Raw genomic sequence first — 15,916 nt, 5'->3', positions numbered from 1 at the left:
TGTTTATGTTTATGTTAAGAAAAATCCTCCCTGGTTTGCTCATCCTCAGTCTGGTGGGCTGCCAAAGTATCTCTGAGCCAGAAAAGCCAGTTAGCCCTGCCAAGCCTGCGACGGAAAAACCTAAGGCAAAAACACCAGACGGCGTTGTGATTACGCCTTATGACCGTCCTGACATCAAACGTCAGAAAATTGTCATTCCTGAACAGAAGCCGAAAAGCCAAAAGTTTGATGATGGACGTAATCTGCCGGCCTTCAAGAGTCTGATGCAGCAAACCCAGCAGGCCTATACCAAGCAGCAATTTGCTCAAGCTGAAGCTGCTGCAACTCAGGCACAGCGACTGGCCCCTCACGCACCAGAAACCTATTTATACTTGGGCATGATCGCCAACCGTAAAAATCAGCCAGCAAGCGCCGATGCTTTTGCCTTACGTGGCCTGAGTTATGCACAATCTAGTGTCATGAAAAAGCAGCTTTGGCAAGTGCGCCTTAAATCTGCTCAGTTGCGGAAAAATGCCAAAGCGATTCAGCAAGCTCAACAGGCACTGAAAAAGCTTTAAGATAATTTTCTATAGAAACTGACTTACCAATAGAAAGTTTATTTTCTAAATAAAGTGTTTAAATATAGCGAATGCCGGCAATGCCATAAGCATGCTGGCTTTTTGCATAATCGAGTTCTTCAGCTTTCATTCCGCCCAAAGCAAAAACCGGAATCTGTACCTGCTCTGCCATTTGCTTGAATTGCTCCCAGCCTAGCGCAGGTGTGTCCGGATGCGTTGCGGTCGCTAGTACCGGACTCAGTAAAGCCGCTTCACAGCCGATCTGTTCTGCATGCATTAAAGCGGTCAGGTCATGACAAGCCGCTAGATAACGATAGCCAGATTTCAATTCACTTTGTTTCAAGTTCATCAGTTGATTCTGTTTTAGATGAATCGTGCAAATCGTCTGCTGCTGCAATTCATTCAGTTGTGACCAAAGCTGCTGATTAATGATTAACTTGGAGAGTTGATCTACCGGATATTGCTGTAATTGCATGATCCATTCAGGCGTTGCTTCCACGCGCCAATACAACATTTGATCTGTATCCAGACTTGATAAAATATCCAGATCTTCAGCTATCTTGATGCGCTGCGGCCATTGCAGCTTTTGGATCATGGACTGATTGGCTTTCGGAAAATTCAGCTGTCCAAGTTCTTCCCGACTGTACCAGCGCCAGGGCTGTTTGATTTCAGCCAGTTGAGCAGGCTGTACTGAAGCATGGAAAATATGCAAATTGACAATGAGATCTTCATATTCATGGGAGATAAAATCAGAGGCATGCCAGCATTCGATATCAACGCCGACCTCTTCCATCACTTCGCGGCGACATGCCTCGACTGGTAATTCGCCCTGTTCAACTTTTCCGCCTGGAAATTCATATTTATTGCCCTGATGCTGCTTGGCCTCACGCCAGCCGACGAGAACCTGATTTTGATAAAATAAAAGCGCAATTGCGACATGAATCGTAGCTTTAGTCATGATGTACAGAACCGTTAAAGTTTTACAGATTGTAAGCAAATTAGAGTTTTTTATAAATTGCTCAATATTTCGTTGACAGATCTATTCGATAATGATTATCATTTAAATCAATCCAAAACACACCACGGAGTCGACGGAATGAACGCCCCATTTAGCCTATTCACCCGTAACAATGATACTCACCATGCCTTGCCAATGCTGCACTCCAACAATCTGTTTGCACTGGGTCGTGAAATCCGGATCATGCATGCCGGCGAAGAATACCGCTTGCGTCTGACCCGCAATAACCGTCTTATTCTGACCAAATAATTAAATCAGTTCTAATAATAACAAACGTGGGAAGCAGCAGTATGAATCAGCGCATACTGCTTTTTAATCTTCTAATCATGAGATTTTGCCATCAGGCTCAAAACTCAATGACACTTTAAGTCCACCCAAGTCCGACGGCGCATAGTCAATTTTAGCTGCATGCAGTGCCATAATTTTCTGGCAAATGGACAGACCTAGACCTGAACCCTGAGTTCGCGTACCCAAAGCCCGATAAAAACGTTCACCTAAACGTTCCAGTACCTCATCAGCAATCCCCTCTCCTGAGTTTTCAATCAGTAACTGTATCTGATGCTGCTCAATAACTGTTCGGATCTCGACCTGTCCCTGTTGCGGCGTATAACGGATCGCATTGTCGACCAGATTGCGAATACAACTAAAAATCAGTTCTGGATTCGCTTCGATCACAGCATCCTCAAGTTTTAGATTCCAATGAATGTCTTTTTCTTCTGCAAAAGGCTGCAAGGCCTGCAAAGCCTCCTGAACCAGATTCTTAAGATTAATCGTTTGCGTTGCTAATTGCCCTGTTCGCTCCGGATCGAGTCGTGCCAGTAAAAGTAAATTTTCCAGTACCTGCGTGCCGCGGTTGACATCATTTTGGATCAACTGTAATGCCTGAGGGAGCTGTGCATCATCTTGATATTTGCGTTTTAAAACCTGTAGACGCATTTGAATCGCAGACAGTGGCGAACGCAGCTCATGTGAAGCATCTGCAGTAAAACGCTGTTCAGCAGCCAGTGATTTCTCCAGCCGGCCGAGCATGGCATTCAGCTGACGAATGATCGGTTGCAGTTCAGTGATTTCAGGGTCAGGTGTTTTAATAGGACTCAGATCCTGAGCAGTCTTGGAACCAATGGCACGCGAAATCTTGTTTAATGGCCGTAACTGGCGTTTGACCGAGACCCTTAGAATCAGCCATTGCACTAGCCATAAAGTGAATAAGATCCCGGCAAAGCCCAAAGTAGTTTGCCAGAGTTCATCGAAACGTACTGAAAGTGGCTGTACGATTTTGACCTGAAGGTCGTCATCTTCCGCAGTCAGTATCCGGATAAAACGACCATTCTCATAAGCAAACTGGAAGCCGTTGTTCCGTGCTTTTGGAATGGTATTAATTAATTCATCATCAATCGAAGTTGTCAGTACCTGTTGATCCAGCAACAAGGCATACTGGATATCAAACTGTTCACTGAGTTCATCGACTTGGGCGTCTTTGGCCTGGGTAACATCGCCAAGCAGTAACTCAGAAATTTGCTCCATTAATTCATCATGCAACTGACTGGCCTGATAACTGGAAATTCCCAATAACAGCAGCCAGGCCAATACTCCAGCCAAGATGGAACTAAACAGTGCATGTTTGATCAGCCGGGTTTGCAGGGAAATAGCAGCCGACATGGGGTTAAGCCTCAGCCTTATGCATACGATAGCCCAAGCCACGAATGGTCTTGATCATCTGGCTGCCAATTTTTTTACGCAGCTGATAGATAAATACTTCAATGGCATTACTTTCAATTTCATCGCCCCAGGCGTACAGCGATTCTTCCAGCTGTTCACGGGTGACAATATGTTCAGGCTGCTGCATCAGCTTGTATAGAATTTGAAATTCCTTCGCAGTCAGATTCACAGCTTGACCTTCTTTAGTTAGGGTCTTGGCTTGAGTGTCCAGACTGAGATCCTGCCATTGCAGGATATGATTCGGTGTTTGCTGTTTCTGTCTGAGTTGGGCACGAACTCGGGCCGAAAGTTCTTCCAGACTAAAAGGTTTGACCAGATAATCATTCGCGCCTAAATCCAGACCTTCAACCCGGTCATCAATACTGTCTTTGGCCGTAATAAAAATCACCGGCGTATCTTGATGTTGGCTGCGCAAAATTTTCAGAATGTCATCTCCAGTGGCATTCGGCAGGCCACGATCCAGCAGAATACAGTCATATTTATGCTGCTCAATCGCTAGGATCGCATGATCACCACGCTCTACCCGATCAATCACATAACCGTCCATTTCCAGCCAAGTCTGGATACTGTCTGCCTGAGACTGATCATCTTCCGCCAAAAGAATACGCATATTCTGCTCCGTTTGCTTCCTTGTTCTATCTTGCCTTGAAAAAGTTCCAGACTCAAAAAAACCACATGCTTTTTGGTAACTTGCATGTGGTTTTTTGTCGCTGTGTTCAAATTGATTTCAGCAAATCAGGCGATATTAGAAACGAACCTGATCAACCTCAATTTCAACACGTTTTGCCGGTTTATAATCAATGTCGATTTCACCTGTGATGATTACCGGTGTTTTGGCTGAAATCGGTTTGCCTTGCCAAAGTTCATCATCAATCTCAACAGTAATAGTTCCTGTGCTGTCTCGGAACTGGTATTTTTCATCACCGACCGCTTTCACGACATAACCTTTAAGCTGAACCTTACTGTCATCTTTCATGGCCAGTGCCTGTTTGACTGTGGTCGATTTAGCAAAAGCAGCCTGATTCACAGCAGTGTCGCTACTTGCTATCGTAGCCGTCGCGATAGAACCCATCAATGCAGCTGCCAAAACCGTATTTATCATCATTTTCATCGCAGTTACCTCTTTAAAGTCTTGCCTTGTTTCGATGATGCTATTAAAACAGCCGAAGATGAATTGAATCTTAAGATTGCTTCATTTTTAAAGTTAATTTAAGGGCACCACTCTCAGGACTTCCTCAAGCGTGGTCACACCTTCCAGAATCTTACGCGCCCCGGCAATTCTGAGCGGCTCTACCCCTTCTTTTTTAGCCTGCTGACGCAGCTGGTTCAGATTAGCATCGGCACCAATCAGCTGTTTAGTGGTCAGACTCAGTGGCATAAACTCATAAATCCCAATACGGCCTTTATAGCCGGTATGCCGGCATTCTTCGCAGCCCACCGCCTTAAAGACAAATTCCGGTCGCGGCAAAGGATAATCGGCTGCCAGATGCTGCCATTCCTGTTCATTCAGGAAGCTTTCCTGCTTGCAATGCGGGCAGAGTTTACGCACCAGACGTTGAGCCAGAACACCCAAGATGGTTGCTGCTGTCAAAAATGGCTGTACGCCCAGATCATGCAGACGGGTCAGACTCGACGGCGCATCATTGGTATGTAAAGTTGAGAGAACCAGATGACCAGTCAATGCTGCCTGAATCGCCATATTGGCAGTATCCTGATCACGAATTTCCCCGACCATGATAATGTCCGGGTCCTGACGCATTAGTGCGCGCACGCCGTCAGCAAAACCGAGATCAATACCATTATTGACCTGCATCTGGTTAAAGCTAGGTTCCAGCATCTCGATCGGGTCTTCAATGGTACAGACGTTGACCTGTTCAGTCGCCAGCTGCTTCAAGGTTGAATAAAGCGTAGTAGTTTTACCGGAACCCGTTGGGCCTGTCACCAGAATAATGCCATGACTATGACTGGTCAGATTGTTCCAGTCATTCAGCAGATGACCTTCAAAGCCAAGTTGCTGAAAATTTCTCACCAGTACTTCCGGATCGAAAATACGCATTACCAGTTTTTCACCAAAGGCGGTCGGCAAGGTCGACAGACGCAGTTCAGTTTCCTGTCCTTTCGGCGTCCGGGTTTTCAGTCGACCATCCTGTGGTTTACGTTTTTCCGCCACATTCATCCGGCCCAAAATCTTGATCCGGGAAATGACGGCGGTCAATGTATTGGCCGGCATGTTGTAAATCGTATGCAGTACGCCATCAATCCTGAAACGGATCTTGCCCGTATCTTTACGCGGTTCCATATGAATATCACTGGCACCTTGTTCAAAGGCAAATTGCAGCACCCAGTCCACCAGTTTGACAATATGCTGGTCATTGGCATCCGGATTCTGTGAATCACCCAATTGTAATAAGGCTTCTACACCTTTATTTTCTCGGTCATAAGCAGACGATTTTTGTGAACCACTGACTGCGCGACTGACCTGATAATATTCAGTAATATAACGTTGTAACTGTTCCGGATTGAGTAATACCCGTTGTATTTTTTTCGGGGAAATATTTTGCTCAAGATTCGACACCCATTCGGTTTTATAAGGCTGATCCGTAGCGATCAGAACTTTGTCTGCCTGTATTTCTACTGCCAGAATACGGTTGCGCAGTGCATATTCCTGCGACATGACATGGGTCAATGCCTGTACATCAGCTTTGAGCGGATCAATGATATAGAACATCAATCCGGTTTTTTCTGCCAGCCACTGACATAAACGGTTCAGGGTCAACGTCGTTTGAGGATGGGACTGATCGACCAGATTAAAGTTGGCAATCCACTGTAAAGGGTGCCATTTTAATTGTTCACGTTGCCGATGAGTGGTCTGTACCAGCATCCGGTCGCGTTCACTGATTTTACCGTCTTTAAAGAGTTGGTCTAGACACCATGCCGTATCAATTTCAAAGTCAAATTTCATTATTATCAGTCCCCAAACTTGCCTCCACTATAACAAGTTTTTGCAGTTTTTCGCATGCTCCCGACCTATCGAATGTACGTTTCTATTTCAATCTCAAAAAGAAAGTAAAGAATGGATTTGATCACTACTGCAACATTTTTGATCTATGCAAACCTGATCTCATCACATATATTTTTAAATAATCAACTCTTAGCTTGCTGAGGTCACAGATGGATTTGACTGCGGTTCCCCTGCATGCGCATTCTTTTCATGAACTGCTCACGATACTCACCTCGGCATTGGGCTGCGGCCTATTGATTGGTCTGGAGCGGGAACGACATAAACAACGTGAGCAGCAACCGAGTTTTGCCGGCTTACGTTCCTTTGCAATCTGTGCTTTATTGGGTGCACTGTGTTTCCTGTTTGGAATCGTGATTGCTGTAATAGGTGCTTTGATCGTGGGTGGTATGGTCATTTTATCCATCAAAAATCAGCCAGATGACCCGGGCATTACCACAGAGCTTGCATTTGTGATGACCTATTTTATTGGCGCCATGTGTTTGTGGAATATTCCTCTGGCAGCCGGTCTTTCTGTGCTCTTAACCGGTATTTTGATGGCCAAACATACCATGCACAACATTGCCGGAAAATGGATTAAAGAAGCCGAATTTAGGGATGGACTATTATTACTGGCCTTAATTTTGATTGGTCTGCCGCTGACCCCTGACCGGCCTTTTTGGGGCGAAGTGCTTAACCCTTATCTTATTTTAAAATTACTGACCTTAATTTTAGTGGTACAAGCTTTGGCGCATATTGCGAAACGCTTTTTCTCGACTAAAAATGCCCTGATGCTGTCCTCCATCGCTTCCGGTTTTGTTTCCAGTACAGCCACCATCGCACAGTTGGGCTTACAGGTCCGTAAAGGTGAAATGGATGCACGATCGAATGCCGGCGCCGCACTGATGTCCTGTATCTCGACTATTGTGTTGCTATTGATTGTGATCGGGGGCGTATCCTGGAGCTGGCTTAAAATCCTGCTCTTGCCCTCTTTAGTTGCCGTAATCCTTCTGGCAGCCTGTGCATTTTTATTATTGCGCAAGGCAAAACCTGCGCCGAGCATGGAATCGTCAGACAGCCAGATGTTCAGCTTAAAAGAAGCTGTGATTATTGCAGTCACATTAACATTGATTCAGGCTGGAGTTTACGGACTGGAGGTCTGGCTCGGGGATGCCGGCTTACTGGCCGGGACCTTGCTCGCCTCTTTATTCGAGATTCATGCCGCGATGGCCAGTGTCGTCGTTCAAGGCGATCCTTCAAATATGCGTCTGATTTATGCCCTGCTTTTAGGTCTGGGTGCTCATGCCCTGGCCAAGTCAGCCAATGCAGCTTTGACCGGTGGCTGGAAGTTTGTCCTTTATTTTGCGCCTGTGCAGATTTTGCATATGGCAGTGTTGATTGGGGTTTTGTGGTGGAACCTATAATCTAGGAAGGAATATGCTGGATAGCAACAATTAGCACTTGCTGAGCATGAATTTTGAAATGGATATCAACATTTGCAAACTTCATCCCATATACCCGTTCTTCATCTTCCTGATATGCAGGTCTTGGATCTAAAGATAAGACAGCTTCCAGTTCCTGAATAGTCTGCACAGAAATTTTTCCATTTCCTAGTAATTGTTGCTTTTGCTGCTCCGCTTCATCGCTCCAAATGACGGTTTTACGTGGTGGTTCATCCTGTGCATAACCGCTTTGTGCTTCAATGATGGCATCCGAATATTGAATATAAGGTTTGATATCGAAAATCGGCGTGCCATCCAGCAAATCACTCCCTGTCACATACACCCGAACATGCTTGCCCACCTTTTTCACTTCTTGGAGTTTGACCACAGATAAACCTATCGGTGATGGACGATACATGCTGCGCGTAGCAAACACGCCTATTTTCTTGTTACCGCCCAAACGCGGTGGACGCACTTGTGGACGAAACTGGCTGTTGTGCTGGTTTTTATTGTCATGAAATTGCCAGACCAGCCAAAGATGACTGAATTCTTCAATTCCCTCAAAGGCGAGCAGGTCATTATAAGGTCCGACCATTTCGATATAGCTTTCGACCTGAACCAGATTCGGCTGACGAGGAATACCAAATTTTTCTTTATAGGGAGAACGCATATAACCAATAATCGGCAGCGCAAGTTCAGTCATCATCACTTTTTTTGATAAGCTCAATTAAATATATTCAGTTTATCGAGAATGAATTTAGATTAGAATAGCAAGCTGTTCTAATTTGATAATTTATTGAGACCTTTAATGGCTGCTTTTAACGTCGAAAAGATTACTCACGTCCACCACTGGAATGATACTTTATTCTCTTTTAAAACGACTCGTGACACTGCTTTGCGTTTTAAAAACGGTCAGTTTGTAATGATCGGCCTTGAAGTCAATGGCAAGCCGTTAATGCGCGCATATTCAATTGCAAGCGCCAACTACGAAGAAGAGTTAGAGTTTTTCTCAATTAAAGTGCCGGATGGTCCACTGACTTCGATTTTACAGAAAGTCAAAGTCGGCGATGACATTTTGGTGTCTAAAAAGCCAACAGGTACACTGGTACTTGATGACTTAAACCCAGGTAAGAATTTGTATCTGCTTTCTTCTGGTACTGGTCTTGCACCGTTCCTGTCGACTATTCGCGATCCAGAAACTTACGAGCGTTTTGAAAAAATCATCGTGGTTCACGGTACCCGTTTCATTTCAGAACTGGCTTATCAAGATTTGATCCTGAATGAAGTGCCGAATCATGAATTCTTCTCTGAACTCGGCGCGAAAGAAAAATTGGTATATTACCCAACCGTAACCCGTGAAGAATATCCAAATCAAGGTCGTGTAACCACTGCGATTGAAACCGGCGAACTGTTTGAAAAAATCGGTCTGCCACGTTTCAACCCGGAAACTGACCGTGCCATGTTATGTGGTAGCCCGGCATTCCTAGATGACGTTGCTGCGCTTCTTGACCAACACGGTCTGAAAGAATCTCCAAAAATGGGCGTTCTAGGTGACTACGTGATTGAACGTGCATTCGTAGAAAAATAAGATTTGCTAAACTAAAAAACCGGACTTTTAAGTCCGGTTTTTTATTGGAACCATCACTAAATAATTAACGATCGCGACCTTCCTGGTTTGCAGAACCTGAACAGCCTGCGCCACCTGCAATGATGAAACCCGTTTGCGCTTTACATGAACCAATCATACGGCCATGAGAGTCAAATGTAGTTACTGACGATGCACAGCCCGTCAATACAACAGTCGCTACAAGTGCAATAAGTGCTGATAATTTCATGATATTCCCCTTTATTATTTACGGTTTTAAATTAATCTGATTTTGACTTGGTGGCGTTGGTAACAGGCCTGTATTCGCATCTGGCGTATTGTAATTCACACCTAAGGCATCGCCTGAACCACTACAATGTGCACTTGCGGTCGAAAGTAGGCCACGCGTCGCCATACATGAACCGATGATTTTTCCTGTTGCATCATAAGTCACGACTTTGGAACTACAAGCGGCTAGCCCCGATATTGCCAATATTGAAAAAATTTTAATTAAATTCACATTAACCCTCGCACGATGCAAAAAACTAAATTATTAAAATTTATGTATATTTTCTGAATTTCGCCAGAGATTCTAATTTAATTTGTTTATTTGTAAAGCTTTATTTTTCAAATATTATAAAAATGGAAATAAATAAAAAGCTGCCCTGCAGGACAGCTTTAAATATAAAAATTAGCTGGATTTATGTTTAAGTGATCTTTCTTCCAGAGACTGCTTAATCACTTGATAACCTGATGTGATGCCGAGTGTAGCGATAATTACAGCCACAATAACATCCGGCCAAAGACTGCCTGTACCAAATACGCCTACGGCTGCCAAAATGACCGCAAAGTTGCCAATTGCATCATTGCGACTACAGAGCCAGACCGACCGCATATTGGAATCACCTTCACGAAAAGCATAAAGAATTGCTGCTGTAAATACATTCGCTACTAAGGCCAGTACACCAATCAGGCCCATTGTCAGTGCTTCAGGTGGAATGCCTTGCAGATAGGCGTAAATCACTTTGCCAATCACTACCAGACCAAACAATGCCATGGTCATTCCCTTTACCAAAGCGACTGTTGCCCGCCAATACAGACTCGCACCAAGTACAGCCAAAGAAATCCCGTAATTGACGGCATCACCAAAGAAATCTAGCGCGTCTGCCCACAAGGCTGATGAATGTGCATATGCACCACCGATCAGCTCCACTACAAATAAAGTGAAGTTTACCAGCAAGGCAATCCATAGCGCTGCTCTAAATTTGCTGTTGGGCTTGATGGGTGCCGGTTCAGGACTACAACTACAGGCCATATAACTCCCCCGATGATTTTTTATCTAAAATACGATAAATTGATTAGAAACTATGGACTAACTCCAAGGTCAAGCATGAGGACGATATGTCAGTTTATTTGATTTCAGAAATGGCCAAAAAGACTGGTCTAAGCACCGATACCTTACGTTTTTATGAGAAAAAAGGCTTTATTCAGCCGAATTTTCGAGCAAGTAATCAGTATCGTTATTATGGTGAAGACGCATTAAAAAGACTGCTTTTTATCAAGCGTTGTCGGGCCTTGGACATGTCGTTAAAAGAGATTGAAACCCTGATTCAACTTGAACAAAATCCTGAGCAGGAGTGCTATGCCGTCAACCAGCTGATTGATCAACATCTTTCGGATATTTCAAATAAAATTAAAGAATTACAGATATTTGAACAGCAACTGATCACACTGAGAGAAAGTTGCAATACCCCGACCACCATTGATCATTGCCAGATTTTAAAAACGCTTGAAAACCCTGAAAATGATTGAATGTTGAAGACATTTTATGGAGGATTCTCTACTTAAAATAAAACTTTGTTTTACCTCAAAATGGCGTATTTCCGAGTGATTTACTAGGTTGAATCCAAATTCCAGATGATTAGAATAAAACCGTACTTTTTATATGTCTTTCGATTTGATCATGAGCATTACCACTGTTACCGAACTTCTCTCACCTGCTGGCTCACTGAAAAATATGCGCTATGCCTTTGCTTATGGTGCAGATGCAGTCTATGCCGGTCAGCCGCGTTATAGCTTGCGGGTTCGGAATAATGAATTTGACCATGACAATCTCGCCATTGGCATTAAAGAAGCACATGAACTCGGCAAAAAGTTCTATGTGGTGGTCAATATCCAGCCACATAACTCCAAGCTGAAAAATTTTATTCGTGATTTAGCGCCTGTAGTGGCGATGCAGCCAGATGCGTTGATCATGTCCGATCCAGGTCTGATCATGCTGGTGCGTGAACATTTTCCAGAGATGGATATTCACTTGTCTGTTCAGGCCAATGCCGTGAACTGGGCAACCGTGAAATTCTGGAAAAATATGGGCCTGACCCGCGTGATTCTGTCACGTGAATTGTCGATTGAAGAAATTGCAGAAATCAAACAGCAAGTGCCCGATATGGAGATTGAAGTCTTTGTTCATGGTGCACTGTGCATGGCCTATTCTGGCCGTTGCATGCTGTCAGGCTATATGAACAAACGTGATGCCAATCAGGGTGCCTGCACCAATGCCTGCCGCTGGGAATATAAAGTGCTGGATGCTAAGGAAGATGAAACCGGTGATGTGATTCCAGTGAAAAATCTGGATTCAGGCTGCTGCTCCAAAGATGCCGACGAACAACACATGCAAGAACAACATCAGTTTGATGAGCCTGTGTTATTGCAGCGGAATGATGAAGATATGTTTGCCGCAGAAGAAGATGAACACGGCACTTATTTTATGAACTCGAAAGATCTGCGTGCAGTCCAGCATGTAGAGCGCTTAACTAAAGTGGGTGTGCATTCACTGAAAATCGAAGGCCGTACCAAGTCTTATTTCTATTGCGCCCGTACTGCTCAAATTTACCGTAAAGCGATTGATGATGCGCTTGCGGGTAAACCTTTTGATCCGTCACTGATGACACAATTGGAAGGCTTAGCGAATCGTGGTTATACCGAAGGTTTTCTACGCCGCCATGTGCATAGTGAATATCAGAATTATGAACATGGTTCTTCCAGTTTTGATCATCAAATTTTCTGTGGTGAAGTACTGGAGCGCAATGGAGATTACATCAAGATCGATGTGAAAAACCGTTTTATCGTCGGTGACTCACTCGAACTGATGACGACTAAAGGCAATATCACTTTCAATTTAACCGAAATGAAAGACAAAAAAGGTAATCTGATCGAAGACGCCAAAGGTTCAGGTCATATCGTTGAGATTCCAGTTCCGGCAGATGTTGATATGCAATATGCCCTGCTGATTCGTAATCTGCCAAGCTCGACTATGGATATTTCGGCATCTTCACTGGCTTATCAAGCGAGTTAAATATGGCACTACTAATTACCGACAAATGCATCAATTGCGATATGTGTTTACCGGAATGCCCAAATGACGCGATTTATGAGGGTGCGAAAGTTTATGAAATTGATGTGAACCGTTGTACAGAATGCGTCGGTTTTTATGAGCATCAGACCTGTGTAGATGTCTGTCCGATTGAATGCATTGTTCCACATCCGGAGTATCGGGAAACACAAGAACAATTACTGGAAAAATTTAAGGGTTTGAACTTATTTAAATCTTAAAAATGAAGCGATGGAATAAACATTGCTTTATATAAAAACAACCTTGGGGAAAGTATAAAAATAAGGGTTAAAAACAAAAACTGTGCAGAGGAAAGGAACAGCTGAAAGTGCGTGGGGACACTTTTGGCTGTTCCAATAATAAATATAAAAAAAGGAACTCGGGTGTTAGCGTCCTGAGTTCCTATAAAGCGATAATAATGTATTTATAAGATATAGCACCTCGGTTTTGGGGAACCCAGGTGCTATTTTTTTATTGTCCTGAACGGATGATGTAATCAAAAGCAGACAGTGATGCCTTGGCACCTTCACCGGTGGCAATGATGATCTGCTTGTAAGGCACTGTGGTACAGTCACCTGCTGCAAATACACCTTTCACATTGGTTTCGTTGCGGTCGTTAATCACAATCTCGCCACGGTTGGTCAGCTCAACTTGGGTTTCTTTCAGGAAGTCCGTATTTGGCAACAAACCGATTTGCACGAAGATCCCCGCCAGCTCAACCACATGCTCTTCATCGGTGGCACGGTCTTTATATTTCAGGCCGGTCACCTGTGAGCCATCACCGATCACTTCAGTCGAAAGCGCATTCTTGATCACCGTCGTATTCGGCAAGCTGTTGAGTTTGTCTTGCAGCACCTGATCCGCACGCAGCTTGGTATCAAACTCAACAAGCGTTACATGCTCAACAATCCCTGCCAGATCAATCGCTGCTTCTACACCTGAGTTACCTCCACCAATCACGGCTACACGCTTACCTTTGAACAGTGGGCCATCACAGTGTGGGCAATACGCCACACCACGGGTTTTGTATTCCTGCTCACCTGGAACGTTCATTTCTCTCCAGCGTGCACCGGTCGACAGAATTACGGTTTTAGATTCCAGTTTGGCACCATTCTCTAAGGTCACTTCCACCAGACCATTGGCTGTTTCATCTGCACCTTTGATGTCAGATACACGTTGCAGGTTCATGATGTCGACCCCGTATTCACGCACGTGGGCTTCCATCTCGGCAGCAAACTTCGGACCTTGAGTTTTCTGTACAGACGTAAAGTTTTCAATGTCCATGGTATCCATGACCTGACCGCCCATGCGTTCAGCCACGATCCCGGTTTTAATGCCTTTACGCGCTGCATAGATGGCAGAAGTATTGCCTGCAGGGCCGCCACCAATCACCAGGACATCAAAGGCGTCTTTGGCATTCAGCTTTTCCGCATCTTTGGCAGCGGCATTGCTATCCAGCTTGGCAATGATTTCTTCCAGTGTCATACGACCCTGACCGATATGCTGGTTGTCCTGGAATACCATCGGCACCGCCATGATCTTGCGTTCTTCCACTTCTTCCTGGAAGAAAGCACCATCAATCATGGTCGCTGTAGTGCCCGGGTTATAGATGGCGATCAGGTTGAGTGCCTGAACCACATCCGGACAGTTATGGCAACTTAATGATACGAACACGTCAAAGTTAGATTGAACACCCAGGCTCTTGATATTCGCCAGCACTTCATCAGAGACTTTCGGTGCATAACCTGAAGTTTGCAGCAATGCCAGAATCAGCGAAGTGAACTCATGGCCCATTGGCAAGCCTGCAAAGAATACACGTGGTTCTTCACCAGCTTTAGCAATACCAAAGCTTGGCGCACGTGCATTGTTCCCGTCAAAGCGTGCAGTCACCAGGTCAGACAGTGCAGCCACTTCGGACACCAATTCCTGGATTTTGGCTGATTTGTCAGAGCCATCTAAAGTCGCGACCAGTTCAATCGGGCCTTCTAGGCGTTCTAATAGGGTTTTAAGTTGAGCTGAAGTATTTTGGTCTAACATTGCTAACGTCTCCAAAGGAGTAAATGTTTATTTGATAAGAGGATATTAAATGAATTGAAAAAATAGGTAAAACAGTTTGTTTTTATTTTATTGATCGATATTTTAGATCGTTAAGCTAATCCTAGTTTTTTTCTGCCTTATTTAAATTTTTGAGCTGTGTTAAGCAAGTTAAATAGGTTGTCTTAAAAATAGCGTTGAAATTTCATCAAAAAATGCTCCCTATTCAGGAGCATTTTGGGAAATTAATGAATCCGCTGTTCGATACGGAGTGATCGACCCTTGATTGAGTTGGCCAAGAAAAACAAGATTAGGCTAAGTAGTGCCGATAAAATAGCAACACCAATAATAACCAGATTCGTGATCTGGCTCAATTGATCCGCCTGTTGCACCTGTGTATTTACACTCTTGGCTGCTGGTGTCATGGCTTGACCATAGACCTGTTGCTGCATGGTCCAGATTTGTTCAGGCTTGAAACCATATTGTTCAAATTTAGGATCCTGTTTTTCTGCTTCAACCAAGTTTAAAACATAAGGTTTTGCGGCAGATAAATCTTGAGGCTTATGCAGCAATGCCGTTTGCGCCAATAAATAAGATTTCACCGGTGCTGCAATCTCTGAATCAGCCAGGTAACGGGCGATTTCACTATCATTGATATTACTATCGTAATACACCACTTGCTGATAAGCATCATCCCGATCATTGCGCAGATCATGCTGCCAGTAAGTTAAGCCTGACCAAATTACGATAAAAGCAATCAGCCAGGCGACAAATTTCAGCACAAAAGACTGAAAGCGCACATAAAAGAAACGCAACTTTTTCAGTAAGCCAATCACAAAAAATGCACCGATGAAAGAGGCAAAAATTTTAATAATCAGCCAGCCAAACCAGCTCAGCAAACTAAAAAAATAATCTGGACTATCACCAATGCTGGCCAGTGTGGCATCTACACTGACCGGCAAATGCAACTGCTGTACTTGAGTACTCAGGCCAAAAAAGCCATAGACCAGTTCCTGCTGGAAAAATAGGCTGATCAATGAGGCTATAAATACGGTAGAAGTAGTCAAACCCAATAGCATCAAATTGCGTTGACGTTTCTTGAGTGCAACTACCCCCTGCTTGATGTCCTGAGGCTTAACGGCGTATTCATCTAAGGGCGGCAATCTCTACTC

General features: G+C 44.2%; 18 protein-coding genes. 7 read left to right on the top strand and 11 right to left on the bottom strand.

All coding sequences use genetic code 11. The features are described from left to right. The first annotated feature begins 11 nt into the window (after positions 1-11). On the top strand, positions 12-557 hold the full coding sequence (locus NI470_RS01185; protein WP_253147652.1) for a tetratricopeptide repeat protein: 546 nt from the start codon (positions 12-14) through the stop codon (positions 555-557). A gap of 58 nt (positions 558-615) precedes the next feature. On the opposite strand, the gene NI470_RS01180 is transcribed toward NI470_RS01185, so the two are convergent. After that, entirely contained in the window at positions 616-1,515 is a 900-nt protein-coding gene (locus tag NI470_RS01180; protein WP_004645577.1) for an NUDIX domain-containing protein, read from the bottom strand. 138 nt (positions 1,516-1,653) lie between these two features. Between NI470_RS01180 and hemP the strand changes: the two genes are divergently transcribed. Beyond that, a complete protein-coding gene (gene hemP / locus NI470_RS01175; protein ID WP_004645578.1) occupies positions 1,654-1,824 on the top strand; it encodes a hemin uptake protein HemP in 171 nt (56 codons plus the stop codon). Between the two features lie 75 nt (positions 1,825-1,899). Here hemP and NI470_RS01170 read toward each other — a convergent pair whose 3' ends face one another. The 4 genes from NI470_RS01170 to tfpB form a co-directional block, all read right to left on the bottom strand. Beyond that, on the bottom strand, positions 1,900-3,234 hold the full coding sequence (locus NI470_RS01170; RefSeq protein WP_253147565.1) for an ATP-binding protein: 1,335 nt from the start codon (positions 3,232-3,234) through the stop codon (positions 1,900-1,902). A 4-nt stretch (positions 3,235-3,238) separates the two neighbouring features. Continuing rightward, positions 3,239-3,904 (bottom strand): response regulator transcription factor, encoded by a 666-nt coding sequence (locus NI470_RS01165; protein WP_004645580.1) that lies wholly within the window; start codon positions 3,902-3,904, stop codon positions 3,239-3,241. Between the two features lie 135 nt (positions 3,905-4,039). After that, entirely contained in the window at positions 4,040-4,405 is a 366-nt protein-coding gene (locus NI470_RS01160; protein ID WP_004645581.1) for a NirD/YgiW/YdeI family stress tolerance protein, read from the bottom strand. 93 nt (positions 4,406-4,498) lie between these two features. Then, positions 4,499-6,256: a type IV pilus assembly ATPase TfpB gene (gene tfpB, locus NI470_RS01155; protein ID WP_253147566.1), complete on the bottom strand. Its 1,758-nt coding sequence runs from the start codon at positions 6,254-6,256 to the stop codon at positions 4,499-4,501. Between the two features lie 209 nt (positions 6,257-6,465). Here tfpB and NI470_RS01150 point away from each other — a divergent pair, with 209 nt between their 5' ends. Continuing rightward, the gene (locus NI470_RS01150) at positions 6,466-7,716 is read left to right on the top strand and encodes an MgtC/SapB family protein (protein WP_004645583.1); all 1,251 of its coding nucleotides are present in this window, start codon (positions 6,466-6,468) and stop codon (positions 7,714-7,716) included. 1 nt (position 7,717) lies between these two features. On the opposite strand, the gene tsaA is transcribed toward NI470_RS01150, so the two are convergent. Continuing rightward, positions 7,718-8,437, bottom strand: coding sequence for a tRNA (N6-threonylcarbamoyladenosine(37)-N6)-methyltransferase TrmO (tsaA, locus tag NI470_RS01145; RefSeq protein WP_004645584.1), 720 nt, complete (start codon positions 8,435-8,437; stop codon positions 7,718-7,720). 105 nt (positions 8,438-8,542) lie between these two features. Between tsaA and NI470_RS01140 the strand changes: the two genes are divergently transcribed. After that, positions 8,543-9,322, top strand: a complete 780-nt coding sequence (locus NI470_RS01140) for a ferredoxin--NADP reductase (protein WP_004279005.1) — start codon at positions 8,543-8,545, stop codon at positions 9,320-9,322. Between the two features lie 64 nt (positions 9,323-9,386). Here NI470_RS01140 and NI470_RS01135 read toward each other — a convergent pair whose 3' ends face one another. The 3 genes from NI470_RS01135 to NI470_RS01125 form a co-directional block, all read right to left on the bottom strand. After that, positions 9,387-9,569, bottom strand: coding sequence for a YgdI/YgdR family lipoprotein (locus NI470_RS01135; protein ID WP_004279008.1), 183 nt, complete (start codon positions 9,567-9,569; stop codon positions 9,387-9,389). An 18-nt stretch (positions 9,570-9,587) separates the two neighbouring features. Beyond that, positions 9,588-9,839 (bottom strand): hypothetical protein, encoded by a 252-nt coding sequence (locus NI470_RS01130; RefSeq protein WP_004279009.1) that lies wholly within the window; start codon positions 9,837-9,839, stop codon positions 9,588-9,590. A 171-nt stretch (positions 9,840-10,010) separates the two neighbouring features. Beyond that, positions 10,011-10,634: a cation efflux transmembrane domain-containing protein gene (locus tag NI470_RS01125; protein WP_004645585.1), complete on the bottom strand. Its 624-nt coding sequence runs from the start codon at positions 10,632-10,634 to the stop codon at positions 10,011-10,013. Positions 10,635-10,720: 86 nt separating this feature from the next. Here NI470_RS01125 and NI470_RS01120 point away from each other — a divergent pair, with 86 nt between their 5' ends. From NI470_RS01120 to NI470_RS01110, 3 genes are all read left to right on the top strand, one after another. Next, complete coding sequence (locus NI470_RS01120; protein ID WP_004645586.1) at positions 10,721-11,131, top strand: Cd(II)/Pb(II)-responsive transcriptional regulator; 411 nt, start codon at positions 10,721-10,723, stop codon at positions 11,129-11,131. Between the two features lie 133 nt (positions 11,132-11,264). Continuing rightward, positions 11,265-12,674 (top strand): prephenate-dependent tRNA uridine(34) hydroxylase TrhP, encoded by a 1,410-nt coding sequence (gene trhP, locus NI470_RS01115; protein ID WP_004645587.1) that lies wholly within the window; start codon positions 11,265-11,267, stop codon positions 12,672-12,674. 2 nt (positions 12,675-12,676) lie between these two features. Next, on the top strand, positions 12,677-12,931 hold the full coding sequence (locus NI470_RS01110; RefSeq protein ID WP_004645588.1) for a YfhL family 4Fe-4S dicluster ferredoxin: 255 nt from the start codon (positions 12,677-12,679) through the stop codon (positions 12,929-12,931). A 250-nt stretch (positions 12,932-13,181) separates the two neighbouring features. Here the strand turns inward: NI470_RS01110 and ahpF are convergent, their stop codons facing one another. After that, a complete protein-coding gene (gene ahpF, locus NI470_RS01105; protein WP_253147567.1) occupies positions 13,182-14,747 on the bottom strand; it encodes an alkyl hydroperoxide reductase subunit F in 1,566 nt (521 codons plus the stop codon). A gap of 242 nt (positions 14,748-14,989) precedes the next feature. Then, positions 14,990-15,907 carry a hypothetical protein gene (locus NI470_RS01100; RefSeq protein WP_253147568.1) on the bottom strand — a complete coding sequence of 306 codons (918 nt, stop codon included), beginning with the start codon at positions 15,905-15,907 and terminating at the stop codon, positions 14,990-14,992. Positions 15,908-15,916 lie beyond the last annotated feature (9 nt).

Source organism: Acinetobacter lwoffii (assembly GCF_024129115.1).
In the GTDB taxonomy this organism is placed as follows: Bacteria; Pseudomonadota; Gammaproteobacteria; order Pseudomonadales; family Moraxellaceae; genus Acinetobacter; species Acinetobacter lwoffii_T.
This window is presented reverse-complemented; position numbering and strand designations above follow the sequence as displayed.

Excerpts from the sequence above, each read along its gene's own strand:
- NI470_RS01185 (WP_253147652.1), top strand. The coding sequence starts at position 12 with ATGTTAAGAAAAATCCTCCCTGGTTTGCTCATCCTCAGTCTGGTGGGC.
- ahpF (WP_253147567.1), bottom strand. The coding sequence starts at position 14,747 with ATGTTAGACCAAAATACTTCAGCTCAACTTAAAACCCTATTAGAACGC.
- NI470_RS01120 (WP_004645586.1), top strand. The coding sequence starts at position 10,721 with ATGTCAGTTTATTTGATTTCAGAAATGGCCAAAAAGACTGGTCTAAGC.
- NI470_RS01180 (WP_004645577.1), bottom strand. The coding sequence starts at position 1,515 with ATGACTAAAGCTACGATTCATGTCGCAATTGCGCTTTTATTTTATCAA.
- trhP (WP_004645587.1), top strand. The coding sequence starts at position 11,265 with ATGTCTTTCGATTTGATCATGAGCATTACCACTGTTACCGAACTTCTC.
- NI470_RS01140 (WP_004279005.1), top strand. The coding sequence starts at position 8,543 with ATGGCTGCTTTTAACGTCGAAAAGATTACTCACGTCCACCACTGGAAT.
- NI470_RS01135 (WP_004279008.1), bottom strand. The coding sequence starts at position 9,569 with ATGAAATTATCAGCACTTATTGCACTTGTAGCGACTGTTGTATTGACG.
- hemP (WP_004645578.1), top strand. The coding sequence starts at position 1,654 with ATGAACGCCCCATTTAGCCTATTCACCCGTAACAATGATACTCACCAT.
- NI470_RS01170 (WP_253147565.1), bottom strand. The coding sequence starts at position 3,234 with ATGTCGGCTGCTATTTCCCTGCAAACCCGGCTGATCAAACATGCACTG.
- NI470_RS01165 (WP_004645580.1), bottom strand. The coding sequence starts at position 3,904 with ATGCGTATTCTTTTGGCGGAAGATGATCAGTCTCAGGCAGACAGTATC.
- tsaA (WP_004645584.1), bottom strand. The coding sequence starts at position 8,437 with ATGACTGAACTTGCGCTGCCGATTATTGGTTATATGCGTTCTCCCTAT.
- NI470_RS01150 (WP_004645583.1), top strand. The coding sequence starts at position 6,466 with ATGGATTTGACTGCGGTTCCCCTGCATGCGCATTCTTTTCATGAACTG.
- NI470_RS01160 (WP_004645581.1), bottom strand. The coding sequence starts at position 4,405 with ATGAAAATGATGATAAATACGGTTTTGGCAGCTGCATTGATGGGTTCT.
- tfpB (WP_253147566.1), bottom strand. The coding sequence starts at position 6,256 with ATGAAATTTGACTTTGAAATTGATACGGCATGGTGTCTAGACCAACTC.
- NI470_RS01125 (WP_004645585.1), bottom strand. The coding sequence starts at position 10,634 with ATGGCCTGTAGTTGTAGTCCTGAACCGGCACCCATCAAGCCCAACAGC.
- NI470_RS01110 (WP_004645588.1), top strand. The coding sequence starts at position 12,677 with ATGGCACTACTAATTACCGACAAATGCATCAATTGCGATATGTGTTTA.